A 24,425-nucleotide genomic window follows, 5' to 3' on the forward strand; every position below is an offset into this window, starting at 1 on the left:
GTGGCGTGCAGTCGCCCGCACGTCTCAAATTCGGGCCGGGTGTAGCAGAGGCCTTCCCGGCTCGCAACCGTCTTGCATGCCCGAAAATGAATGTAAAAGGCGTTTTTTTCAGGGGTCGGGATTTCCGGGCGCAAAGGCCGCCTCACGCGGGCGCATCGCCCGCCCAAAAGGTCGCAGCGCAAGGATTTTAGGGCGAAAGCCCCGGCCCGAGCCCCGCCCGCGGCGGCGCCGGCCGAATCCCCCGGCGGCGGTCAGGTCGGCGTGGCCACGCCCTGCCCCACCCCCTCCAGCACCGACAGCGGGCGGCGCACCGCCTCGCCCAGGCCGCCGCGCCGCGGGGCGTGGACCTGCTTGGACACCTCAAGCATCACCACACCGGCTGCCAGCAACCCCGACACTTTTTGCCCCATGCCTTCCCACATCTGCGCCGAGCGCAGCCAGAACCGCCGCCCCGAGGGCGGGATATAGAGGGCCGCGGCGTGGCGTTCGGGCACAAAGCCCGCGCGCCGCGCCTGCGCATCCAGTTGGCCCAGCGTATAGGGCCGGCCAAAGCCGAAGGGCGTGGTTTCGCGCGGCGCCCAAAGCCCTGCGCGGTTGGGCACGATCAACAGCGCCCGCCCGCCCGGCCCCAACACCCGCCAGGCCTCCTCCAGCAGCGCCGAGGGGTGCTCTGACGTTTCCAGCCCGTGCAACAGGATCAGCCGATCCACCAGGCCGGTTTCCAGCGGCCAGCGGGTTTCCTCGCACAACACCGACACATTGGGCATGCCGGCGGGCCAGGGCATCACCCCCTGCTGGCCCGGCATCAGCCCGATCACCCGGCGCGCATGGGCGAGATAAGGCCGCAACAGCGGCACCGCAAAGCCGTAGCCCACAACGGTCTGGCCCGCGATCTCGGACGCAGTGGCGGGCCACAGCGCCAGCACCCGGTCGCGCACCGCCTTTTGCGCGGCCCGGCCAAGTTGCGTGCGGTAATAGAAATTCCGCAGGTCGAGGACATCAAGATGCATTGCGCAGGGCGGCTCCTTGGGCGAATGATGGCACCAGCATACGAAACGCCGCACGAAAAGCCATGCCCCTCGAACTGATCCCGATCCCCTGCCGCACCGACAATTACGCCTGGCTGATCCACGATCCGGCAACCGATACCACCACTGTCGTCGATGCCCCGGAGGCAGCGCCGATCCTGCGCGAGCTGTATGCCCGCGGCTGGAAACTGACCCACATCCTGATCACCCATCACCACCCCGACCATACCGACGGCGCCCCGATGCTGGAGGCCGCGACCGGCGCGCGGCTGATCGGGGCCGCAGCCGACACCCACCGCCTGCCGCACCTGACCGAAGAAGTGACCCCCGGCGAGGTGATCCCGGTGGGGATGCAGGCGGTGGCGGTGATCGACGCGCCAGGCCATACGCTGGGCCATGTCGCCTATCACTTTGCCGAAGCGAAGCTGGCCTTTACCGGCGACAGCCTGATGGCCTGGGGCTGCGGGCGGCTGTTCGAGGGCACGCCGGCGCAGATGTGGGGCACACTGACCCGGCTTGCGGCGCTGCCGCCCGACACGCTGATCTGTTCGGGGCACGAATACACGCAGGCCAATGGCCGCTTTGCGCTGAGCCTTGAGCCCGCCAACCCCGCGCTGATCGCGCGGATGGCCGCGGTTGCGGCGGCGCGCGCCGAAGGCCGCCCGACGCTGCCGGTGCCGCTGTCGCTGGAACTGGCGACCAATCCGTTCCTGCGCGCCTCTGATCCGGCGCTGAGGGCCGCGATCGGCATGACCGAGGCCTCGGATCTGGAGGTTTTCACGGCGCTGCGCGCGCTCAAGGACCGCTTCTGATCGCGCAAGCCCGCCTTTGGGCGATCACTTTTCAGGCGGCGTCTGCCCCCGGCACATAAAAGTGACACAAAAGACTTGAAGCGCGGGAAATTCCACCGAAGTCTAGTCCTATGCAGCATGGCGACCGGGCGTTGAAACCGCGCGCCCATTCCCTGAGGAAAGGAGCCCCGACGTGCCTTCATTCTCGACGACGCTCGAACAGGCGATCCACGGCGCGCTGGCTCTTGCCAATGCGCGCAAACATGAACTGGCCACGCTGGAGCATCTGCTGCTGGCGCTGATCGACGAGCCCGACGCCGCCCGCGTGATGCGGGCCTGCTCGGTCGATCTTGAAGACTTGCGCCGCACGCTGACCGAATTCATCGACGACGATCTTTCGACGCTGGTGACCGATGTCGAAGGGTCAGAGGCCGTCCCCACCGCGGCGTTCCAGCGCGTGATCCAGCGCGCGGCGATCCATGTGCAATCCTCGGGCCGGACCGAGGTGACGGGTGCCAACGTGCTGGTAGCGATCTTTGCCGAGCGCGAATCTAACGCGGCCTATTTCCTGCAAGAACAGGACATGACGCGCTATGACGCGGTGAACTTCATCGCCCATGGCGTCGCCAAAGACCCGGAGTTTGGCGAGGCCCGCCCGGTGATCGGCGCCGAGGAGGAAACCCATTCCCAGCCCAACCCCGCCGAAAACCGCGAATCCGCGCTGGCGAAATACTGCGTTGACCTGAACGCCAAGTCGAAGAAGGGCGAGGTTGATCCGCTGATCGGCCGCGAATCCGAGGTGGAGCGCTGTATTCAGGTGCTGTGCCGCCGACGCAAGAACAACCCGCTTCTGGTGGGCGATCCCGGCGTGGGCAAGACCGCCATCGCCGAAGGTCTGGCGCTGAAAATCACCCGCGGCGAGACGCCCGACATTCTGAAAGGCGCCACGATCTTTTCGCTCGACATGGGCGCGCTGCTGGCGGGCACCCGCTACCGCGGCGATTTCGAGGAACGTCTGAAAGCCGTGGTGAAGGAGTTGGAGGATCACCCCGACGCGATCCTGTTCATCGACGAAATTCATACCGTGATCGGCGCGGGCGCTACCTCGGGCGGGGCGATGGATGCCTCGAACCTGCTCAAACCCGCCTTGCAGGGCGGCAAGCTGCGCTGCATGGGAAGCACCACCTACAAGGAATTCCGCCAGCACTTTGAAAAGGACCGCGCGCTGAGCCGCCGGTTCCAGAAGATCGACGTGAACGAACCCTCGGTGCCGGATTCGATCAAGATCCTGATGGGGCTGAAACCCTATTTCGAGGAACACCATGACATCCGCTATACCAATGACGCGATCAAGGCAGCGGTCGAACTGTCGGCGCGCTACATCCATGACCGCAAGCTGCCAGACAAGGCCATCGACGTGATCGACGAGGCAGGCGCGGCCCAGCACCTGCTGTCGGAGGCAAAGCGCCGCAAGACGCTGGGCGCCAAGGAGATTGAGGCCGTAGTGGCCAAAATCGCCCGCATTCCGCCGAAAAACGTCTCCAAGGACGATGCCGAGGTGCTGCGCGATCTGGAAAAATCGCTCAAGCGCGTGGTGTTCGGTCAGGACAAGGCGATTGATACGCTGTCTTCGGCGATCAAACTCGCGCGCGCAGGTCTGCGCGAGCCGGAAAAGCCGATTGGCAACTATCTCTTTGCCGGCCCCACCGGCGTTGGCAAAACCGAGGTGGCCAAGCAACTGGCCAATACGCTGGGGGTGGAACTGCTGCGCTTCGACATGTCGGAGTACATGGAGAAACACGCCGTATCCCGACTGATCGGCGCGCCTCCGGGCTATGTGGGCTTTGATCAGGGGGGCATGCTGACCGACGGCGTTGACCAGCACCCGCATTGCGTGCTGCTGCTGGACGAAATCGAAAAGGCGCACCCCGATGTCTACAACATCCTGTTGCAGGTGATGGACCACGGCAAGCTGACCGACCACAACGGCCGACAGGTCGATTTCCGCAACGTGATCCTGATCATGACCTCGAACGCCGGGGCTGCCGAACAGGCCAAATCTGCCATCGGCTTTGGCCGCGACCGGCGCGAGGGCGAGGATACGGCCGCCATCGAGCGCACCTTCACGCCCGAATTCCGCAACCGTCTGGATGCGGTGGTCAGCTTTGCACCGCTGCCGCGCGAGGTGATCTTGCAGGTCGTGGACAAATTCGTGCTGCAACTGGAAGCGCAACTGATCGACCGCAACGTGCATATCGAACTGGCGCCCGAGGCCGCAAGCTGGCTGGCCGAAAAAGGATATGACGACCGGATGGGCGCCCGCCCGCTGGGCCGGGTCATTCAGGAGCACATCAAGAAGCCGCTGGCCGAAGAACTGCTGTTCGGCAAGCTGACCAAGGGGGGCCTTGTGCGCGTGGTGCTGAAAGACGACGCCATCGCGCTTGAGGTCGAAGAGCCGCAAAAGCCGCGGCTTTCCGGCTCACGCCCGCCGCTGCTGACCGCTGGCTGACCGCAGCCCGATGGCAAGACCAACGCAAGGGGCGCCCCGATCGGGCGCCCCTTGCAGTTCAGCGTTCGGTCAATTTCAACTCGATCCGGCGGTTTTGCGCCCGCGCCTCGGGGGTATTTTCCGGCGTCACGGGGCGATATTCGCCAAACCCCGTTGCCGCCAGCCGCGCGGGCGGAAAGCCAAGGCTGCCGGTCATATAGCGCACCACCGACAGCGCGCGCGCCTGGCTTAGCTCCCAGTTGTCGGCATAGAGCCCGGTGCCCGACAGGGGCGTGCTGTCGGTATGCCCGTCCACCCGGATCACCCAGTCGATTTCCGGCGGAATTTGCCCGGCAAGTTCGGTCAGCAGCGCCGCCACCCGTGCAATTTGCGCGCGTCCCTCGGGCGCCAGATCAGCCGAGGCCGGGGCAAACAGCACCTCGGAGGAAAACACGAACCTGTCACCCACCACCTGCACACCCTCACGGCCCGCCAGCAATTCCGACATCCGCCCGAAAAACTCGGACCGATAGCGTGCCAGGTCTTTCGTCTCCAGTTCCAGCCGCTTGCGCTCGGCTTCTTCCAGATCGGCGCGCTTGCGCTGTTCGGCGGCGACCTGCGCCAGCGCGGTGTTCAACTGCGCCCCCAGTGCTTCGATCTGCACTTTGGCAGCCTTGTCGCGCGCGGCACTTTCATCCAGCACCGCCTGCAAAGCCCCCAGTTGCGCCCGCAGCGCCGCGATCTGTTCGTTCAGCAGCGCCAGCTTGCGCGCCCCTTCGGCAGACACCAGCCGTTCCTGCGACAGCTTCTGTTCGGCCAGCGCCAGCAGCGCGGCAAGCCGTTCCTCATCAGTGGATTTCTGGGTTGCCGCGCCCTCCAACTCTCGGCGGGCGGCCTCGGCGGCGGCCAGCAGGGTCAGCGTTTCTTCGGCCTTGCGGCGACTTTCGTCCAGCGCCAGCGTCAACGCCGCCAGATCCGCCTCCGAGCCTTGCAGACGCGCCTGCAATTCGGCCTGCGCGGCGGCGTCAGCCGCCCGCGCAGCCAGCAGCCCCGCCACCTGTGCCTCATACTCCCCGATCCGCGCGCGCGAGGCGGCCAGATCGGCACCCAGCGTCGCCACCAGCGCCTCGGCCCCGGTCAGTCGCCCCTCCAGATCCGAGGCACGCGCCTGTTCCAGCGCCAGCGCCTCGGCCAGCCCCGCCAATTGCGTCGACAGCGCATCCAGCTCGCTGTCTTGCGTGGTGATCGTGTCGCGCAGCACCGATTGCACGACCATGAAAATGGTCAGCACGAACATCAGCACCATCAACAGCGCCGTCATCGCATCGACAAAGCCGGGCCAGATCGTAGCCGAAAAGCGGTTTCCCGCCCCGCGCGGCGACAGTGCCATCGCCTAGCCCTCGCCCCGGCGCGACAGGATCGCCCGCGTCAAGCCGGCAAAATCGTTGCGCAATTCGGCCATGCTTTCCTGCCGCCCCGCCGCCACCTCTTCCAGCAAACGCATCAGTTGCAGGTCGATCGAGCGCAGACGCATCCGCCCCTCGGCATCCTCGGCCAGCCCCTGCGCCACCGCCGTCTGCGCCTCCAGCGCCGCCGCCAGCCGCTGTTGCGTGTCGGCCAGCCGGGCCAGAACCGCGCCGGCCTGATCAGCCTCGATCCGCGCCGTCAGCGTCTCGATCCGCTCGGCCAGCGCGCCCATCTGGTCCACCACCACCGCCAGTGCCGAGGCCTCGCCCGCCTCGCCATCGGCCCCGGCAAAGCCCAGCCGGGTGATCGAGGAAATCCACTCCTCCAGCTCGCGGTAAAAGCGGTTCTGGCTTTGCGTGACGAACAGTTCCAGCAAGCCCACCACCAGCGACCCCGCCAGCCCCAGCAGCGACGATGAAAACGCCGTGCCCATGCCGCCCAGTTGCGCCTCAAGCCCGCCCATCAGCTTGTCAAACACCGACATCGCCGTGTCGCCCTCTTTCGGGGCCAGCGCGCGGATCGTATCGACCACCGCGGGAACGGTCGTGGCCAGACCGTAGAACGTGCCCAGAAGGCCAAGAAAAATCAGCAGGTTGGCCAGATATCGCGTGATATCGCGCGCCTCGTCGATGCGGGTTGCGACCGACTCGAGGATCGACCGCGCCGAACCGGTGGCCAGCGCCCGCCCCGGCCCCCGCGCGCCCAGGAGCGCCACCAGCGGCGCCAGCAGCAGCGGCGCGCGCGACTGCGGGTATCCCGTCCGGTTGGCGGCGAAATGCTCGATCCAGACGACCGATTGCATCAGTTGCACCAGTTGCCAGAAACAGGCCAGCACCCCCATGGCAAAGACCGCAAGGATCAGCCCGTTCAGCCAGGGGTTGGCCAGAAAGATCGGATAAATCCGCGCATAGGCGAAATACCCCCCCGCGACCACGGCCGCGACCACCGCCAGCATCAACAGAACCTGCCGCACCGGCTGCGAAAATTGTGGCGTGGCCTGTCGTGCCGGCGCGCGCATGATCTGCCCCCTGTGTTCCCTGACGGGGCGAGGATAGGCGGCGGCACCAGAACTGCCAAGGGGCAAGCGAAAACGCACCTACGGCCCTGTCGGTTCTGGCCCTTCGGCGGGCGCGGTAGTATAGGAGGCGCAACATCTGACGGAGGCTGCGAAACAATGGGACGTCTGATCTGGGGTTTGCTGGCGATCGCGCTGTTGTGGGACGGGATCTGGCTGATGGCCACCGGCGCGCTGCGCTCGGGGGCGGCTACGGCGATCAGCGCCTCGGCCGGTCAGATCGAGGCGGCCGATGTGCGCCGCACCGGCTTTCCGCTCAGCTTTGGGCTGCGCGCGCAGGATCTGACGCTGAAGACCGCCGATGGTCTGGCCGAATGGACCCTGCCCAAGGTGGTGTTCAAGGCCCCCGGCCTGATGCCGCACCAGCCCAGCCTGCGCGCCACGACCGGCCAGACGCTGCGCATTGCGGGCGAAACCGTCATGCTCGACTTTGACGAGATGCGGGCCGATGCCGCCTTTGCGCCCTCTGGCGATCTGACGCTGGAAACCGCGGGCTTTTTCCTGACCGCGCCCAAAGCCACCGCAGCCAGCGGCTGGCTGGCCAGCGCCGAGGCGGTCGAGGCCAATCTGCGCCCCGGCACCAGCCCCGAAACCGTTGATATCAGCGCCGAGGTCCGTGCGCTGACGCTGCCCGCAGCGGCGCTGGCGGCGCTGAACGGGGCCGTTACGCCCGGCACCCTGGTCGATCGGATCGGGCTGAAGGCGCAGTTGACGCTGTCGGCGCCGCTGGACCGGCACATCGGCCAGACCAAACCGCAGATCACCGCGGTCGATCTGGGCGAACTGGCGCTGCGTTGGGGCGAAATGGCGCTGGCGGCTCAGGGGCAGGTGACGATCACCGCCGCGGGCCAGCCCGAGGGGCGGCTGATGCTGCGCGCAACCCGCTGGCGCGAGATGCTGGATATGGCGGTGGCCGCCGGTCTGGTCAAGGCCGAAACCGCGCCTACGGTCGCCGCGATGCTGACCGAGATGGCCCAGGCATCGGGTGGTGAAAGCCTTGATCTGCCAATAGATTTCCGCGCAGGGCTGATGTTTGTCGGCCCCGTCCCGGTCGGCCCTGCGCCTTACTTGCAGTAACTCCCGTTGCGATGGCGGGCCGTATCTACATGGATATGGTCCTGATGATAGCGGTCGGCCTTTGGCCCCAGAACGGTGCCAAAGGTTCCGCAGGCGCTGCGCTCGACCGCCTTCATCACCCTCGGATGGCTGCGAAAGCCGCGCAACACCGAGATCACCTCGCCATTGGCCAGCCGCAGCCCCGCCAGATCCACCGCCCGGCCCCGGCCATGTTCCGACACCTTGGCGCCGGGCTGGTTGTTGCGCGGTCGGCAGACATAGCTTGCGGCAATCTCCAGCCGCGCCAGCCCGCCGCCGGTGCGGCCAACAGCCGGGAGGATGCCGGTTTCCACCCAGGTTTTCAGCGCCTTGGCGGTGGTGCAATCGACCGTTGCGGGCTGCGACAGTGACACGCCTGACACGGCGGTAATCCTGACCCCGCCGGTCAGCCCGCAGCCCGCTACCTTGCCCGGAATCGGCGGCACTGCCACCCCTTGCAAATCGGGATCACCGCAGACGGTGCCGCGCGCGCCGGGCTTGCCGGGGCGCGCGGGGATCGCCGCGGCCAGTTCAACCCTGCCGCTTAACCGAGGCGTCGGGCGGGGCGACTGCAGCGGCGCATGAGACAGCCCGGCGGGAAGCAGCGATATACCCGCCAGCGCCGGCGCGTAGCCCCCCGACAGCGCCGGTCGCGCCATCGGGCGCAGCAGCAGGCTGGCGACAGGCTGAACCTCGGAAACAGGCGGCAGCGCCACAACAGGGGCAAGCCCAGGGCGCGGGATCGGCCGCGGAGAAACCTCTGGCGCCTCGGCCAGCGCAACTCCCGCCAGCGTGGCCAGCACGGCTGCAATCACAAGGCTATGCCGCATCGTTGGCCCCCTCAGCGCAGCGGCGCCAGTTACCCGACCTCGGGCGGCGGCGCACCGCGCCCGAAATCGGGGGCGGCCGTGTCTTGCCCGGCCTCGATGATGCCGCGACGAATTGCGCGGGTGCGAGTAAAATAGTCGAACAAAAGCTGCCCGTCACCCATTCTGATCGCGCGTTGCAGAACGAACAGTTCTTCGGTGAACCGGCCCAGAATGTCGAGCGTGGCGTCCTTGTTGGTCAGGAACACATCGCGCCACATCGTCGGGTCAGAGGCGGCGATGCGCGTAAAATCACGAAACCCGGCCGCCGAATATTTCACGATCTCGGTTTCGGTCACGCGGCGCAGATGGTCGGCCACGCCCACCATCGTATAGGCGATCAGGTGCGGCGTATGCGAGGTGACAGCCAGCACCAGATCGTGATGCGCTGGCTCCATCAGATCGACATTGGCACCCATCGCCTCGCACAGCGCGCGCAACTGCGCCACCGGCGCCTCGGGCGTGTCGGGCAAGGGGGTCAGCAGCCACCAACGGTTGACAAACAGCGTGGCAAAGCCCGCATGGGGGCCGGAATGTTCGGTCCCGGCCAGCGGGTGACCGGGAATGAAATGGACCCCCGCAGGCACATGCGGTGCCACCGCCTCGATCACCGCCTGCTTGACCGAACCGACATCGGTCAGCGTAGCGCCCGGTTTCAGATGCGGCGCAATCTCGGCGGCAATCGCCCCCATAACCCCCACCGGCACCGCCAGTACCACCAGATCGGCGCCCGCCACCGCATCGGCGGCCGTGTCAAACACCCGGTCGCACAGGCCGATCTCCAGCGCGGCGGCCCGCGTCTCGGCACTTTTGGCGTGGCCGGTGATTTCGCCGGCCAGCCCCCTGGCGCGCATCGCATGGGCCATCGAGGCCGCGATCAGCCCCAGCCCGATCAGCGCGACCCGGCCATAGATCGGCGCGCTCATCTTTGCGCCTTGAACTGACCGATCGCATGGGCCACCCGGCGGCACGAGGCCTCGTCGCCCACGGTGATGCGCAGGCAATGGGGCAGGCCATAGCCCGCCACCCGCCGCACGATCAGCCCATGCGATTTCAGATAGTCGTCGCAGGCGGCAGCCTCGGCCTCGTCAGCAAACCGCGCAAGTATGAAGTTCGCCATCGAAGTGTCTGACGGAACGCCTCTTTCCGCCAAAGCCTCGGCCAGCCAAACGCGCATGCGCGCATTTTCGGCCCGACAGCGGGCAACATGGTCCTGATCACGGACCGCCGCCTCGGCCGCGTCAAGCTGCGCGGTCGACAGGTTGAACGGCCCCCGGATACGGTTCAGCACGTCGATAATCTCGCGCGGGCCATAGCCCCAGCCGATGCGCAGGCCGCCCAAACCGTAGATCTTGGAAAACGTCCGCGTCATCACCACGTTGGGCAGCCGCGTGGCCAGGTCCGCCCCACCGTCATAACCATCGACATATTCGGCATAGGCCCCGTCCAGCACCAGGATCGCCTGTTTCGGCAGGCCCTTGGCCAGCCGCTCCAGTTCCGGCAGGCCGATCATCGTGCCGGTGGGGTTGTTGGGGTTGGCCAGAAACACCAGCCTGGTGCGCTTGGTGGCACCCGCCAGCAGCGCATCCACATCGGTGGTGCGCTCTCGCTCGGGCACGGCAACCGGGGTCGCGCCCGCGGCCATCGCGCTGATGCGATACATCAGGAACCCGTGTTCGGTGAACAGCACCTCATCCTTCGGGCCGGCATAGGCCTGGCAGAGGAAGTGGATGATCTCGTCGCTGCCCACCCCGCAGATGATCCGGTCAGGGTCCAGACCGTGCACCTCGCCGATCGCCTCGCGCAGGGCGCGGTGGTCGGTGTTGGGGTAACGGTGCAGTTTGTGGACCGCGCGCGAAAACGCCTCGCGCGCCTTGTCCGAGGGACCAAAGGGGTTTTCGTTCGATGACAGCTTGACCGCATCGGACAACCCCGCCACATGCGCCGCCCCACCCTGATAGAGCGCGATGCCAAGAATGCCAGGCTGCGGTTTGATCTGGTCGGTCATATGTCTTCCCCCGTGTCGGGGCCGTTTCTAACGGCGCGCCGCAGGCTGCGCCAGCGCCATGTTGGCTCCCTGTCAAATGTCTGGCCCGGCATAGCAAAAGGGCCGCACCCTGCGGCGCGGCCCCCCCCGATCTGCCGATCCGTCAGGATCAGTTTTTCGCGTAATATTCGACCACGAGGTTCGGTTCCATGATGACCGGATAGGGCACATCGGCCAGCGACGGCTGCCGCACATAGGTCGCGGTCATTTTCGAATGATCGACTTCCAGATAGTCGGGCACGTCGCGCTCGGTCAGGCCGACCGATTCCAACACGATCGCCAGCTGTTTCGACCGGTCGCGCACCGCGATCACGTCGCCTTCCGAAACCCGGTAGGACGCGATGTTCACGCGCTTGCCGTTCACGGTCACATGGCCATGGTTGACAAACTGGCGCGCGGCAAAGATCGTCGGCACGAATTTCGCGCGATAGATCACGGCGTCCAGACGGCGCTCCAGCAGACCGATCAGGTTTTCACCCGTGTCGCCCTTGACCCGCTCGGCTTCGCCAAAGATCTTGCGGAATTGCTTTTCGGTCAGATCGCCATAGTAGCCTTTCAGCTTCTGCTTGGCGCGCAACTGGGTGCCGAAATCCGACAGCTTGTTCTTGCGGCGCTGGCCATGCTGACCGGGGCCATATTCCCGCTTGTTCACCGGGGATTTGGCGCGGCCCCAGATGTTTTCGCCCATGCGGCGGTCAATTTTATATTTGGCAGAGGTGCGTTTGGTCACCGCTGATCTCCTTCGTGCGTGCGGCCACGGGGGCCATGAAGGGCGTTGTCCTTTGGCCGAAGCCCGACAGGGTTCCCCTTGCGGGGCCCACCAACACCAATGAAAATCCGGGCCAAAACGAGGCCCGGAGGTGGCGCGCTTATACAAGCCCCGCCCGCCCTGTCAATGCCCGCCCCGGTTTTTTGTCCCGCCCTCCGCGGGCGCTTGACGCGGCAGGCGCAGTGGCCTATCTGCTTCCCCGTCGCGGGTGTAGCTCAATGGTAGAGCAGAAGCTTCCCAAGCTTACGACGAGGGTTCGATTCCCTTCACCCGCTCCATTTGCCCCTCTGGGCAGCCTTTTTTCTCAATAATTCAAGCCCTTGCGGTTCTCTCCGGTGCACATTAAGGCACACACGGGGCACACATGGGTCTAGTTTTGCAATACGTTGAGCGCACCAAAGCGGGCAGTTGGCAGTATCGCCGGAGGGTGCCCAAGGAAGTTTCCGCGATCATCGCCAAGCGGGAGTTCAAGCGGAAGTTGGGTGAGTCGGAGAGAGAGGCCCTTGCGGCCTATCCCCGGTTTCATGCCGAAGTGGAAAAAGAAATTGCAGAGGCCAAGCTGGGCCGGGTGCGTTCGGAGGCAGCGTCCAGTGCCGGGGCCACGGAGCGGGAAGCCTATGCCGAAGCATTGCGGCGTCGGGCTGATCTGGTGGCAGCGGGTGCCAGCGACGAAGACCTAGCCCTTACAGCGGATAGCATCGCAGAGGCGTATCCCCACGGGTATGACTATGAGCCGCAAGGGGTTCCCCCGGTGGAGCGCCATACGATCAACCTTCTGCGGCATGGGCCGGAGCGATACAAGGCCCCCGTGGCGACCCTTGGGGATGCCCTTAAGGTCTATCTGAAAGAGCACCTTCGGGCGGATGATCCTGCTACTGATAGCCGCGTTATCGGGTTTGCTAACCGGGTCGTAGATGCGGCCATTGCCGTCATCGGGAGAGACCCCGAATTGTCAGCGATCACGCGAGAGGATGCCCGGAAGATACGGGACGAAATGCTAGACCGGGTGAAGGTCACGGGGCGCGGGGTCGGAGAGAAGGTCAGCGCGTCCACGGTGGGGCGGGAATTGTCTATCCTCTCCGCCGTGGTCAACTATGGCATCCGCGAATTGGGCCTCCCTGACAGCACGACAAACCCCTTCCACGGTCTCCCTGTGGAGCGGGTGGCGAGAGGCCGGGGCCAGAAGCCCGGAGACGCAATGTCCCGTCCTTGCCCCGATAGCTCGCCCCAAATTTGGGGGCAGCTTCCCCAAGGCTTGTAAGTTCCCGGTCTATGTCGCGCATAACGTGATCGTGGCGCTTCCCTGTCATATGCGCGATCTCAAGCGACGACATGAAGGGCACCCCACGGCAGCTTTCCGGGATTGTATCGGGCAGCGGTGCGGGGATTGGTCGGGCGGTGGTGGGTAGGTTGTTCATGGTGGTTCCTTTCGATGTAGGAAATCGAGGATCATTCCTCGGCATGACGCCCCCGGCAGCCTTCCCACGGGCACCCACAGGGGCCGAAAGGAGACCCCAGTGGGGCGCACGGGGACGCCATGCGGAAGAATGAGAAACCGTCCCCCAGCCCCTCTGAAACTGCACCCCGCCGTGATCCCCATCACACCCCAGACGGGTCGAGGAAGGACGACGAAACGAAACCCGCGCGGGGGTCGGAAGGGTGCAGCATCGGAGAGGCCGGGAGAGAGTCACCAGAGGCCCGCTAGGGGGTCTCCGGTGGGTTGGTGTAGGGTGGACGGGAAGGGGCCTGTGCGGGCATCTCTGGGGGTCCTAGCGAAGGTCTCCCCACGCTTCCTTTGACCAAGGGTCTTGGGTGGTGCCGGGGGTGTCTGAATGCCCCCCAAACTTCCGTGGGTATTCCCTGCCCCTTCCGCGCGCTGGGCAGCTTCCATCATCTCGCGCTGGGCATCGGAGACATGCCCCACGGGGGCCACCTCTCCCTTGCCTTGGACATACACGGGTTTCAGCGCAAACAACCTGTAAGTGTCACTCATGCGGCCTTGGCCCCTTTCAGGTCCCGGAGCCGGGTGCGGTCCTCTAGGCGCTTGATCCCGTGGGCAGCAGCGGCTTTCAGCTTCAACGGCCCGTGGCGGTCATAGACCATCCCGGCAAAGCGCAGGGAGATCGGGGTGAAGTCGGCAAGCCCGTGGAGCATCCAAAGGACCGCCGCGCCATCTGCCAAGGGGTGCGTGGTGTTGTCCAAGGATGGACTCCGGGTCTCCGTTGTCCGCCACCTGATCCACAAGGGCATCCGTCACCTGTGGCCCGTGGACCTGATCCACACCCCGGAGAACGTCCCCGGCGAGTTTCGCAAGGTGCTCGGAATGGGTGGCATCGGGTGATTGATGGGGATGGATGGATGGACGGGCTGTCCTAAGATGAGGATGCATTTCTGCAACACCCCTGATAGGGGCACATGAGGCATCCCGGAGGTGATCCCGGAGAGGGATGTGTTTTGGGATCGGAGAGAGGCTTGGCCCTAAACGAAGGGGTTTTGGATCGGCTCCGATGGTGCCTGTATGGGGATGAAATATTCGGGCGATTACCCCTGTAAAGTTTACAGGGTAATGCGGTTCACCCTGTGAAGTTCACGGGGTAAATAGAGAGACCCCCGGAGGTGATCCCCGGAGGCCGTGGCAACAATACAGATAGGGAGACATGCGATCACGTCATAGCTTAGGCAAAAGCTATGCGCTTTATGCAAGCCTCTCCAGCACCCGCTTAACCTGCGTAGGGGTCCACTTCCCGCCCCGTGCGGTGCTGATCCCTGCCCCGTCCAGTGCCCCGGCGATCTCCGCCAGTGTGGCCCCAGAGGTCCGCAGAGGTTCCACAATCGGCTTCACCTTCTGGGCAAACGCCTGTGCACCCCTCTGGACAGCCTCATTGCGCTTCCCGGTGGCATCCCGCATCCCGCCTAGCTTCTGGCCTCTGGCCTTCGCCTCTGCCAGTGCTGCCTTGGTCCGCAGGGAGATGAAGTCCCGTTCCTGTTCCGCCAAGGCGGCGTAGATATGCAACTGAAACTTGTCCGCGTTGGGCATAGAGGCCACCCGGAGGCGCACCTTGGGGTCATCCATGATTGCCGCGATGAAGGACACGCGACGGGACAGGCGGTCCAGCTTCGCCACCAGCAACTCCGCCCCGGTCCTGCGGCACAGGTCCAGAGCCTTGGTCAACTCCGGGCGGTCATTGTCCCGGCCTGACAACTCATCCGTGAATGTCCCGGCGATCTGATACGGGGTCTCGGCATAGTTGGACAGATACAGGTCTATGTCCCGTGTCTGGGCCAAGAGGCCAAGGCCGGAGCGCCCCTGTTCCTCTGTGCTGACCCTACGATAGATGACGAATTGCTTCATGGTAGATACCCCCGGCAAGTTGTCGGGGGTATGTAGCATGGGCATTTATCTAACGTCAAGGAACGTTGTGAGTGTTAATCGCGTGAGAAGTTCGGGCGTCACCCGGTCCCGGAGGGTGGACCAAGGGGCGGTAGGGGTGCGGTATGAAGTGCCCCGGATGGTGGAGAGGGCGACCCCACCGGGGGGTAGCGCGCGGCTTCACCTGTTGAGGTCAGGGCCTCAGATTTTTGCCCCAAAAGCAAACTGGCCGAAGCTAGTAGCTGGTGCACGAGACGGAGTTGCCGAACCTGTTGCAGTTCGTGGTGGTAGTTCTCGGCGTGTAGGCCGGGGCAACAACTACGGGCGGCGGCTGATATGATTGGCCTCGGAAATCAAAAGAGGGCATACGGCCATCAGACTTCCCGCACTGATAGGACATGTAATACCAAGTCACCGGACCCGGCATAATATCTGCAACTAGGCCACCTGATTTGCTGTAGCTGTCCACAACCTGATAGGGCCCCTTGCAGGTTTCCGATGCCTTCTTGAAGCAACCTTCGGGTGATTGACTACACTTGGCTGTGCTCACTGTGGCACCCGAAGGCCCCGTTACGGTCGTCTCGGTCGGTTCAACACATGAAGCAAGTGCAAGCATGGAGGCGAAAGCTACAACAACTCTTGGTGTCGGCATTAATGAATCCCTTGGGCTAACGTTTCCCCACCGTGGAGAAGGTAATCCGTCAAGTCAATTTGGACTTGCTCAGGGACTGGTCTCAGAGCTAGACGTGGGCACACACTGACAGCACGTCAGGCACACACGGTAGAAATCCACCGGGAAGCCAAGCGGGCCGAAGTTATTGAGAACGAAGGAAAAAGTGGCAGCGTGACCCGGTTAGATTTTGTCCCCGATCGCCCTTCACCCGCTCCAAACTCACTTGCAAGTTCATATCTGCGTCCGAAGCCGTCGCACTGTGCGGTCTGTGCTGGACCCAGCTGTGCCCACCTTTTTCATCAGTTGCGAACGCGCCACACCCTGCGGCAAAGTCACCCGATTCAACTGAATAACGTGTGTTTTGTGGAATATTCCCCTTTTTCCCGCGATACTGTGCTTCACAGGCGCGTGATGGTGGGCGCTTTTTCACCGGATCGTGTATCACGCAGACAAGACCGACCAGCAGCGTCAGGTGAGCGCGATGACACGTCATGAACGAAGAAACAGAAAGCGAGGATATAAATGCAAAAAACGAGCTTGATCCTGGGCATGGCGGCGGCTTGCCTCGCCGGTCTGACCGCACAGGCAGAAACGGTTTTCAGCGGCGATATCGGTGCGAGCATTGCGCGGACCGACTTTACGAACAGCGATGACGACTACGAAGAGCGGATCGACGGCTATTCGCTGACCGGCACCCTGCGCGCCGACTTCGGCGACTGGGCTGCGTTTGCGGATTTCGCCCATATGCGCCGCGACACCATTGACGATGACTTCTACGACTACGCCCCCAAAGGCGCATCGAGCCTCGGTCTGCACTTCGGTCGCCAATTCAATGAACTTTATGCTGGCGCCTTTCTTGGCAAAAACTGGTTTCAGGCTTACGACACACCCACCGGCAATGGGTTTGCAAGCGACAGCCTCTATGGCGTTGAAGCGGAGTATCAGTTCGGCCCGAACACAAGCCTGTTTGCTCAGGTCGGCATGGCCGAAATGGTGGGCTACGAGGGGGACAACGCTTTTGACGGTCGCTTCGCAAGACTCGGCATGGCAACCACCTTCAATGCACTTACCCTGGCCATGGACTACGAATTCGGCAGGTCGGACGACATCTTTGAAGACGGCGGGGACTGGGGCGAATACAAGGCCTTTGGTATTTACGCGGAATACCAGTTCAAACCGATGCTGATCGGCACCATGAGCCTGAAGCAGATGGACATCACCGCAAACACCGAAGACAACGCCGACGAAACGACAGTTGCAGTCGGTCTGAAGATCCCGTTTGGCGCAACCTACAAGCGCAACAACCTCACGACGACCTACAATCCGGGCCTTGCAGCGGCCTGGGCGTCCACGCTGGACTGAAGCCAGCCCTGATTTGACTATGAAAAGGCGGCTCGCAAGGCCGCCTTTTCACATAGCGGGCATTGGTCGGCGCCCCCACTCTGCACTGGCACAGCGCGGTCGCTTTGGCTATCACCGCGACAGCTAACGGAGGCACCCATGAGCGACATCACACGGATCGACTGCGGCAAGCGTATGAGCGAGGCCGTCATTCATAACGGGCTGGTCTTTCTGGCCGGTCAGGTCGGCAAGCCCGGCGAAAGCGTGGCCGAACAGACCCGCGAGGTTCTGGCCCAGATCGACGCGCTTCTGGCGCGTGCCGGCTCGGACAAGACGCGCATCCTGATGGCCCAGATCTGGCTGGCCGACATCGCCGATTTCGCCGAGATGAACGCAGTCTGGGACGCCTGGGTGCCGCAGGGCCATTGCCCGGCGCGCGCCACCGGCGAATCAAAGCTGGCCGCACCCGAATACCGGGTCGAGATCATCGTGACCGCGGCACAAAAATAATCGTCCCGCCTCCGGCGGGCATATTATGACCAAACCGCACGGCGCCCCGTCTCCGCGGCTCTGCCGCCCGAGGCGGGGCGCCCCATCGCCCCTTCGCCTTGGCTGAAATATCCCCGCCGGAGGCAGAAAATCTTTCAGGCGCCGCGTTTCAGGCGGTAGCTGCGGCTTCGGCTGCAAGTGCCCGGATCCGCTCGATCATCGCGCGCACCCCGTTTGACCGCTGCGCCGACAGATGTTCGGTCAGCCCCAGCCGCTCCAGCGCGGCGCGGGCGTCGATGCGGCCCACCTCGGCCACGCTCAGCCCGGCATAGAGCGCATGCAGGATGGCGATCAGCCCGCGCACGATCATCGCATCGCTTTCACCCTGAAAATCGAACCGCGCCTGTGGCCCCCGCCCCTCGATCCGGGGCAGCAACCAGACCTGGCTGGCACAGCCCTCGACCTTCAGCCCCGGCACGCGAAACGCCTCGTCCAGCGGCGGCATCGCCTTGCCCAGTTCGATCACATGGCGGTAGCGGTCTTCCCAATCGTCGAGAAAGTCGAAGGTCTCTGCGATCTCGTCAAAGGCATCGGTGGTCATGGCGTTCTCCGGCAGGCATCGCACAAGACCTAAACGGCAGGCCCGCCAAGGTCCAGTAGCGGCCTTTTCAAAGCCCGCGCTTTGGGCTACCCAGAGGCAGGGCAAGGGCTGGGCAGCACCGGAGGGGTTCATGAAAACGCCAATCGTCGCGGTTATGACACTGTCGCTGGTGCTGGCGGGCTGCGGCACGATCCGCGAAAGCCGGATCAACCCGTTCAACTGGTTCGGCAAATCCGAGGATGGGCCGGCCACGCTGACGCCCTCGGCCAGCGAAGCCACGGCGGATGCGCGCCCGTTGGTCCAGCAGGTCACGCAGCTGGAGGTGGCGCCGGCCCATGGCGGGGTGATCGTTCAGGCCGCCGGGCTGCCGCCGACGCAGGGCTGGTGGAATGCCGAACTGGTAGCCGAAAACGACGGCCAGCCGGTCGATGGGGTGCTGAGCTTCCGCTTTGTGCTGATCCCGCCGCTGGCGGGCACCCCGGCCGCCAACCGCGTTTCCACCCCGCAATCGCGCGAGGTGACGGTGGCAACATTTGTGCCCAACGGCGATCTGGCGCAGGTCGCACGGATCAGTGTGACCGGGTCGGGCAACGCCCGCAGCGTCAGCCGCTGACCGGCTCAGCCCGCAGGCACTACCCGCACCGCGCCACCACGGGCAGACAGCGCGATTTCTCCGCGCACCAGCCGCAGCGCATCGGCGCCGAACACTTCGCGCCGCCAGCCGTGCAAAACCTGCCCGTCAAGCTGGCCCGCCGCGATCTCGTCCAGTTCCGAGGCCGAGGCGATCAGCTTGGGCGCCACCCCGGTTTCTTCGGATTTCGCCTTCAGAAGCACCCGCAACAGGTCTGACAGCGCGCTGTTGCCCTGCACATGTTCGCGCGCGTCATCGACCTTGGGGCAGTCTTCGGGCCGCGTCTCCAGCCCTGCCTTGACGGCGGCCAGAATGCCATCGGCGATCTCGCCCCGCCGTGCCTCGCGCAGCAGCAGCCGCGATTTACCCAGTTCATCAATGCTGGTGGGCTTGGTCGAGGCCAGTTCCAGCAGCGCGTCATCCTTGCAGACGCGGCTGCGCGGGATGTTGCGACTTTGCGCATAGCTTTCCCGAAACCGGGCCAGTTCCCGCACGATCGCCAGAAACCGACCCGACGAGGTGCGCGTCTTGACCCGAAGCCATGCATCTTCGGGGCGGGTTATGTAGGTTTCGGGGTTCAGAAGGATCGCCTCCTCCTCCTCCACCCAAGCCTCGCGGCCAGATTTCTTCAACTCTTTCGACAGGAATTCATAGATCACCCGCAGATGCGTCACATCGGCCAGCGCATAGGCCATCTGCGCCTCGGACAGCGGGCGGCGTGACCAGTCGGTAAAACGCGAGGTCTTGTCGAGCCCCTGCCGCGCGATCTTTTTGACCAGCGTTTCATAGCCCACCTGCTCGCCAAAGCCGCAGACCATCGCGGCGATCTGGGTATCGAACAGGGGTTTGGGGAACACGCCCGCCTCGACAAAGAAGATCTCCAGATCTTGCCGGGCGGCGTGAAACACCTTGACCGTCGCCTCATGGCGGAACAGGTCATAGAGCGGTTCCAGCGACAGCCCCTCGGCCAGCGGGTCAACCAGCACCGCCGCGCCATCCTTGCCGGGCAGCGCCATCTGCACCAGACAGAGCTTGGACCAATAGGTCCGTTCGCGCAGAAACTCCGTATCGAGGGTGACATAGGCTTCGGCCTTTGCCGCAGCGCAAAACCGCGCGAGGTCTTCGGTCGTGGTAATGGTCTGCATCTGGCACCCTTCTGTCGCGGGGTCATCCCGCAGGTTTTTTACGGTTTAGGCGAGCGATCCGCGAAAGAAAAGCCCGCGAAAGCCCCAAACTGCGCGAATTTCCCGCATTGCCACCGCTGCGGGGCGGCCAATCAGCCGACTTCGGGCAGGGCCGCGTCGATCGCCCGGCGCATCGCGGCGATGCCCTCGCCGATCCGGTCGCCGTGGCGCAGCAAGCTGCCGCCCAGCAAAAACACCGCATCCGTGCCATACATCGCCACCATGTCCTCGGCGCGCGCCACGCTCATGCCGCCGCCGGGGCTGGGCAGGATCGCGCGCCCCGGCCCTGCCACCGCGCGGCAGGCCCCGGCGATCTGTGCACAGTCCGCCGCAGAAAAGCCGAACCGCCCCCCCACATTGGGAAAGACCGAGATATCGGCCCCCGCCAGCCGTTGCAGCGTGCCAAAGATCACGCCATGATCCAGTCCGGTGTCGGACGACAGCACATGAGGCCCCAGAAAGGCCGGATGGGTCATCACCGGCAGGTTCAGCCGGTCATCGCGGGCGATCCGGTCCACCACACCAAAGCCCAGCAGCCCCGGCATCACCAGAATGCCCCCCACCCCCGCCCCGGCGGCAAAGCACAGGTTGCCCTCGATCTCTTCAGCGCGGCCTGCAAGGTTGGGAAAATATTGCGCCGCACCGCCGGTTTCGGCATTGGCACGGGCCACGGCGGCGGCGATCTTTTCCACCCGCTCGCGGAAGGGCGCCATCGGCTGATCGGCCAGCCCGTGGTCTTCCTTCACGATATCGGCGCCGCCGCGGGCGCACAGATAGGCGATATCGGCCAGCGCATCGGCCGACAGACCCATCGGTTTCAGCACCGGCGCAATCAGCCCGCCTGCTACGCGGCGGGTGCGCGCGCGCAACCCGGCAACGCCGAACCGTGCGCCGGGAAAGCGCGCAGCAAGGGTGTCGCCCGGCTCCAGCCCGATCACGCGCAGCCCGCGCTGGATCGAACTGTTGCCGAAAACCACGTTGAAAAGCTGTGTCACCTGCCCGCCCACGCTGTCGGGGCTGTAGGAAATGGCGGCGCGAAAGGCGCCCTCGGCCTCGGCGCCAAGCTCTTCGACGCGGCCCAGAATCTCGTCCTCGACAAAGCCCGCGGGCACCACGTCGCGCGGCACCTCGACGGTCTGCTCCAACGCGATCGCCTCGGCGCGGGCGCGGGCATCTGCGGCGGTGGCGGCCAGAATGCGGTAGTGGACGACAAGGCGCATCACAACGCCTCGGCCTTTGCGGCGCTGTGCACCGCCTCCAGCCGCACCGCGCCCAGCGCTGCCTCGTCGATGCCGGTCTGCTGCCCCGTCAGCCGTTCCACCGCCCGCACAAGGCTGAGCGCGTCCAGCCCGTAATAGCGCATCAGATAAGGGCGCGATCCGCCATGGGCATAGGTATCTTGCAACCCCAGCCGGGTCAGCCGCCGCGGCAGCCCCGCCTCGGCCAGCGCCTCGGCCACCATCGAGCCGATCCCGCCCGTCACCAGATGGTTTTCCAGCGTCACCACGCCAAACCGCACCGCCTCGGCATGGGCCAGGATCGTGGCGGCATCAAAGGGCTTGAGCGTGGCCAGATGCAGATGCCGGACCGACACCCCGGCCCGGTCCAGCGCGCCGCGCGCGCGCATCGCCTCTTCGGTGGCGATGCCAGCCGTCACAACCAGCACATCGTCCCCCTCGGCCAGCACCCGCACCTGGCCCAGTCGCATCGGCGTTGCAAACAGCCGCGGCACCGCACCGCGCAGGATGCGGCAATAGACCGGGCCATCGACCCGGTCGGCCTCGGCCACGATGCTTTCGACCTCGGTGGCGTCGCCCGCCTCCAGCACGGTCATGTTGGGGATGGTGCGCATCACCGCGATATCCTCGATCGCTTGATGGGTCATGCCGCCGGGGGTGGTGAGGCCGGGCAAAAACCCCATCAGCCGCACCTTGCGGCGGGGATAGGCGACCGAGGCCATCAACTGATCATAAGGCCTGCGATACAAGAACACACCAAAGCTGTGCAGAAACGGCCGAAACCCCGCCAGCCCCAGCCCGCCCGCAAACGACAGCATGTTCTGTTCGGCCATGCCCAGCGACAGAAAGCGGTCGGGGTGGCGGTCACGAAAGCCGTCGATCTCGCAGCTTGAGGTCAGATCGGCCGACAGGCAGAGCACCTCGGGGTTGGCCAGCGCATGAGCCTCGAAGGCGGTGGCATAGGGACGGTTGACCATCTCCATCTCACATATCTCCCAGATCGACCGGGGCGATGCCCAGTTCGGCAGCAATCGCCGCGTTCATCTCGGCCCGTTCCGCCTCGGACTTGAAGCGGACGTAGTGCAGCCGCGGAAACCGGCGGCGTAAAAACGCCATCCCCTGCGTAGGCGAGGAATGGGCCAGAATGATCAGCGGGCGGCCCTCGTGCGGGGTGGCACGGGCCTGCCGCAGCGCGGCCAGATCATGGGCGTCCACCTCGGCCACCACGGCACCAAAGGCGCGCAGCTTGGCGGCGATGTCGCCCACCGTCATCACGGCGTCCATCGCGCCGTCGCATTGCTGGCGGTTCACATCCATGATCGCCCAGAGATTGTCGATCCGGTGGTGCGCGGCGGCCTGCACCGCTTCCCAGGTCTGCCCCTCCTGCACCTCGCCATCGGACATGAAGACACAGACCTGCCCCGCCTCGCCGCGCCGCTTGCGGCCCCAGGCCAGCCCCGCGGCGGTTGACAGCCCGATCCCCAGCGTGCCGTTGTGCACCTCCATGCCGGGGGAATGCTCGGCCCCGATCATCTCGACCGAACTGCCATCGCGGTTGAACATCTCCAGCCCCTCGGGCGCCATCCGGCCCACCTCGACCAGCGCGGCATAGGCCACCAGCGCATAATGCGCGGGCGCGATGAACAGCCGGTCATAGTCGGGCGCGGCGGGGCCGTTATAGCCTGCGCCGGTGACATAGCCGGGGTTGCAGGCTGCGGGCACCCCCCCGAACGGCGGAGGGATCATCGGCCGCGTCGGCGCGCCCAAGGTCAGCGCCTCGTTATACAGAAACGCCAGTTGCTCAGCCGCCGAACAGGCCTGGCTCAGATAGCCGCCATTGGCGCGGATCGTGTGCTCAAAGACGCGGCGGCGGATGCCCTGCGCGATTGCTTCGGTCGTTCGGGCGTTGCGCACGACAGCCTCCTTGTGCCGGTTGACCTTGTGTTTCATGAAATCGAGCAAAAGTCAATTAATCCTGACATAAGACAATTTGCGCCCTTTGCGGAATTGGATCAAAAGTCAATTGTATTTGACAATTGCCGCCAAAGCGGAAATCCTGCCGCCTGGCCAAGGATGCGGCCAGACGCGCCGCCCAGACGCGGGCACCGCACCGCGCAACAGGACAACTCAGAGGATCAGGCATGAAGATCGACGGCAAACCTTACCGCTCCATCTGGCGCGAGGCTTCGGGCGAGGTGCGGATCATCGACCAGCGCTGGCTGCCGCATGAACTGCGCATCGTGCCGCTGCGCGACAGGGCGGAATTTGCCGCGGCCATCCGCGACATGTGGGTGCGCGGCGCGCCGCTGATCGGGGCGACGGCGGCCTATGGGGTGGCGGTGCAGATGCAGGGCGATGCCTCGGATGCGTCCTTGCGCGAAACCTGGGAGGTGCTGCACGAAACCCGTCCCACTGCAATCAACCTGAAATGGGCGCTGGACGAAATGACCCGCCATCTGGCCCCCCTGCCGGTGACCGAACGCCCCGCCGCCGCCTGGGCCCGCGCCGCCGAGATCGCCGACGAGGATGTGGAGATCAACCGCCGCATCGGCGAACACGGGCTGGCCATCATCCGCGAGATCGCGGCCCGCAAGGGCGGCGGGCGGGTGAACATCCTGACCCATTGCAACGCGGGCTGGCCCGCCACGGTGGATTGGGGCACCGCCACCTCGCCAATTTATCACGCGGTCGAGGCCGGGATCGACGTGCATGTGTTCGTCGATGAAACCCGCCCCCGCAATCAGGGCGCGCAACTGACCGCGTGGGAGCTGAACAGCCACGGCGTCAGCCACGATCTGATCGTGGACAATGCCGGCGGCCATCTGATGCAGCATGGCGAGGTGGATATGGTGATCGTGGGCACCGACCGCACCACCGCCAACGGCGACGTGTGCAACAAGATCGGCACCTATCTGAAGGCGCTGGCCGCCAAGGCCAACGGCGTGCCGTTCTATGTGGCGCTGCCCTCGCCCACCATCGACTGGACGGTGAAGGACGGCGTCAAGGAAATCCCGATCGAAGAGCGCGCGGGCAGCGAGGTGACCCATGTGCAGGGCCGCGACGCCGCGGGCCGGGTGATCTGCGTGCAGATCTCGCCCGACGGCACCCCCGCCCGCAACCCCGCCTTTGACGTGACGCCTGCGCATCTGGTTACCGGGCTGATCACCGAACGCGGCATCTGCACCGCCTCGTCCGAGGGGCTGGCCGCGATGTTTCCCGACCGGGTCCGGGGCTGACGCCCGCCAGCGGGAACCGGGGCCGCAGGGCGGGCC

General features: G+C 65.1%; 22 protein-coding genes, 1 tRNA gene and 1 pseudogene. 9 read left to right on the plus strand and 15 right to left on the minus strand.

Annotation, left to right across the window (positions count from 1 at the left end; all coding sequences use genetic code 11):
• Positions 1-251: 251 nt before the first annotated feature.
• Positions 252-1,010: a methyltransferase domain-containing protein gene (locus C5F46_RS08455; protein WP_107324925.1), complete on the minus strand. Its 759-nt coding sequence runs from the start codon at positions 1,008-1,010 to the stop codon at positions 252-254.
• Positions 1,011-1,072: 62 nt separating this feature from the next.
• Between C5F46_RS08455 and gloB the strand changes: the two genes are divergently transcribed.
• Both gloB and clpA read left to right on the plus strand, forming a co-directional pair.
• The gene (gene gloB, locus C5F46_RS08460; protein WP_107324926.1) at positions 1,073-1,840 is read left to right on the plus strand and encodes a hydroxyacylglutathione hydrolase; all 768 of its coding nucleotides are present in this window, start codon (positions 1,073-1,075) and stop codon (positions 1,838-1,840) included.
• Between the two features lie 172 nt (positions 1,841-2,012).
• Positions 2,013-4,328 carry an ATP-dependent Clp protease ATP-binding subunit ClpA gene (gene clpA, locus C5F46_RS08465; RefSeq protein WP_107324927.1) on the plus strand — a complete coding sequence of 772 codons (2,316 nt, stop codon included), beginning with the start codon at positions 2,013-2,015 and terminating at the stop codon, positions 4,326-4,328.
• Positions 4,329-4,386: 58 nt separating this feature from the next.
• Here clpA and C5F46_RS08470 read toward each other — a convergent pair whose 3' ends face one another.
• Positions 4,387-5,697, minus strand: a complete 1,311-nt coding sequence (locus C5F46_RS08470) for a peptidoglycan -binding protein (RefSeq protein ID WP_107324928.1) — start codon at positions 5,695-5,697, stop codon at positions 4,387-4,389.
• A gap of 3 nt (positions 5,698-5,700) precedes the next feature.
• On the minus strand, positions 5,701-6,792 hold the full coding sequence (locus C5F46_RS08475) for a biopolymer transporter ExbB (protein WP_107324929.1): 1,092 nt from the start codon (positions 6,790-6,792) through the stop codon (positions 5,701-5,703).
• 156 nt (positions 6,793-6,948) lie between these two features.
• Between C5F46_RS08475 and C5F46_RS08480 the strand changes: the two genes are divergently transcribed.
• The gene (locus C5F46_RS08480; protein ID WP_107324930.1) at positions 6,949-7,926 is read left to right on the plus strand and encodes a DUF2125 domain-containing protein; all 978 of its coding nucleotides are present in this window, start codon (positions 6,949-6,951) and stop codon (positions 7,924-7,926) included.
• Here the strand turns inward: C5F46_RS08480 and C5F46_RS08485 are convergent.
• The 4 genes from C5F46_RS08485 to rpsD form a co-directional block, all read right to left on the minus strand.
• Entirely contained in the window at positions 7,914-8,774 is an 861-nt protein-coding gene (locus tag C5F46_RS08485) for an extensin-like domain-containing protein (protein WP_107324931.1), read from the minus strand. The genes C5F46_RS08480 and C5F46_RS08485 overlap by 13 nt on opposite strands.
• 29 nt (positions 8,775-8,803) lie before the next feature.
• A complete protein-coding gene (locus tag C5F46_RS08490) occupies positions 8,804-9,736 on the minus strand; it encodes a prephenate/arogenate dehydrogenase family protein (protein WP_107324932.1) in 933 nt (310 codons plus the stop codon).
• Positions 9,733-10,818, minus strand: a complete 1,086-nt coding sequence (gene hisC, locus C5F46_RS08495; protein WP_107324933.1) for a histidinol-phosphate transaminase — start codon at positions 10,816-10,818, stop codon at positions 9,733-9,735. Before hisC ends, C5F46_RS08490 begins: the two co-directional genes overlap by 4 nt.
• Before the next feature lie 148 nt (positions 10,819-10,966).
• Complete coding sequence (rpsD, locus tag C5F46_RS08500) at positions 10,967-11,587, minus strand: 30S ribosomal protein S4 (protein ID WP_107324934.1); 621 nt, start codon at positions 11,585-11,587, stop codon at positions 10,967-10,969.
• A 243-nt stretch (positions 11,588-11,830) separates the two neighbouring features.
• Between rpsD and C5F46_RS08505 the strand changes: the two genes are divergently transcribed.
• Together C5F46_RS08505 and C5F46_RS17095 are read left to right on the plus strand one after the other, a co-directional pair.
• Positions 11,831-11,904, plus strand: a tRNA-Gly gene (locus C5F46_RS08505).
• 149 nt (positions 11,905-12,053) lie between these two features.
• Positions 12,054-12,887 (plus strand): hypothetical protein, encoded by an 834-nt coding sequence (locus C5F46_RS17095; RefSeq protein WP_235820125.1) that lies wholly within the window; start codon positions 12,054-12,056, stop codon positions 12,885-12,887.
• A 19-nt stretch (positions 12,888-12,906) separates the two neighbouring features.
• Here the strand turns inward: C5F46_RS17095 and C5F46_RS17285 are convergent.
• The 3 genes and pseudogenes from C5F46_RS17285 to C5F46_RS08515 form a co-directional block, all read right to left on the minus strand.
• Positions 12,907-13,089 (minus strand): annotated as a pseudogene (locus tag C5F46_RS17285) (hypothetical protein); the annotation flags it as partial.
• 526 nt (positions 13,090-13,615) lie between these two features.
• Complete coding sequence (locus C5F46_RS16425) at positions 13,616-13,828, minus strand: hypothetical protein (RefSeq protein WP_133618339.1); 213 nt, start codon at positions 13,826-13,828, stop codon at positions 13,616-13,618.
• Positions 13,829-14,321: 493 nt separating this feature from the next.
• Positions 14,322-14,978, minus strand: coding sequence for a recombinase family protein (locus C5F46_RS08515; RefSeq protein WP_107324984.1), 657 nt, complete (start codon positions 14,976-14,978; stop codon positions 14,322-14,324).
• Between the two features lie 1,213 nt (positions 14,979-16,191).
• Between C5F46_RS08515 and C5F46_RS08525 the strand changes: the two genes are divergently transcribed.
• Both C5F46_RS08525 and C5F46_RS08530 read left to right on the plus strand, forming a co-directional pair.
• Complete coding sequence (locus tag C5F46_RS08525; RefSeq protein ID WP_107324937.1) at positions 16,192-17,031, plus strand: hypothetical protein; 840 nt, start codon at positions 16,192-16,194, stop codon at positions 17,029-17,031.
• 138 nt (positions 17,032-17,169) lie between these two features.
• Positions 17,170-17,520, plus strand: coding sequence for a RidA family protein (locus C5F46_RS08530; RefSeq protein WP_107324938.1), 351 nt, complete (start codon positions 17,170-17,172; stop codon positions 17,518-17,520).
• A gap of 148 nt (positions 17,521-17,668) precedes the next feature.
• On the opposite strand, the gene C5F46_RS08535 is transcribed toward C5F46_RS08530, so the two are convergent.
• Complete coding sequence (locus tag C5F46_RS08535) at positions 17,669-18,100, minus strand: SufE family protein (RefSeq protein ID WP_107324939.1); 432 nt, start codon at positions 18,098-18,100, stop codon at positions 17,669-17,671.
• 130 nt (positions 18,101-18,230) lie between these two features.
• Between C5F46_RS08535 and C5F46_RS08540 the strand changes: the two genes are divergently transcribed.
• The gene (locus tag C5F46_RS08540; protein WP_107324940.1) at positions 18,231-18,713 is read left to right on the plus strand and encodes a hypothetical protein; all 483 of its coding nucleotides are present in this window, start codon (positions 18,231-18,233) and stop codon (positions 18,711-18,713) included.
• A gap of 5 nt (positions 18,714-18,718) precedes the next feature.
• Here C5F46_RS08540 and rnd read toward each other — a convergent pair whose 3' ends face one another.
• The 4 genes from rnd to C5F46_RS08560 form a co-directional block, all read right to left on the minus strand.
• Positions 18,719-19,876: a ribonuclease D gene (gene rnd, locus C5F46_RS08545; protein WP_107324941.1), complete on the minus strand. Its 1,158-nt coding sequence runs from the start codon at positions 19,874-19,876 to the stop codon at positions 18,719-18,721.
• A gap of 131 nt (positions 19,877-20,007) precedes the next feature.
• Positions 20,008-21,135, minus strand: a complete 1,128-nt coding sequence (locus C5F46_RS08550; protein ID WP_107324942.1) for a RuBisCO large subunit C-terminal-like domain-containing protein — start codon at positions 21,133-21,135, stop codon at positions 20,008-20,010.
• Positions 21,135-22,136, minus strand: coding sequence for a transketolase family protein (locus tag C5F46_RS08555; RefSeq protein ID WP_107324943.1), 1,002 nt, complete (start codon positions 22,134-22,136; stop codon positions 21,135-21,137). Before C5F46_RS08555 ends, C5F46_RS08550 begins: the two co-directional genes overlap by 1 nt.
• Before the next feature lies 1 nt (position 22,137).
• The gene (locus C5F46_RS08560; protein ID WP_235820126.1) at positions 22,138-23,067 is read right to left on the minus strand and encodes a transketolase; all 930 of its coding nucleotides are present in this window, start codon (positions 23,065-23,067) and stop codon (positions 22,138-22,140) included.
• 227 nt (positions 23,068-23,294) lie between these two features.
• Here C5F46_RS08560 and mtnA point away from each other — a divergent pair, with 227 nt between their 5' ends.
• Positions 23,295-24,389: an S-methyl-5-thioribose-1-phosphate isomerase gene (gene mtnA, locus C5F46_RS08565; RefSeq protein WP_107324945.1), complete on the plus strand. Its 1,095-nt coding sequence runs from the start codon at positions 23,295-23,297 to the stop codon at positions 24,387-24,389.
• Positions 24,390-24,425: the final 36 nt, after the last annotated feature.

Origin of the sequence: Phaeovulum veldkampii DSM 11550 (genome assembly GCF_003034995.1) — a bacterium.
Classification (GTDB): domain Bacteria; phylum Pseudomonadota; class Alphaproteobacteria; order Rhodobacterales; family Rhodobacteraceae; genus Phaeovulum; species Phaeovulum veldkampii.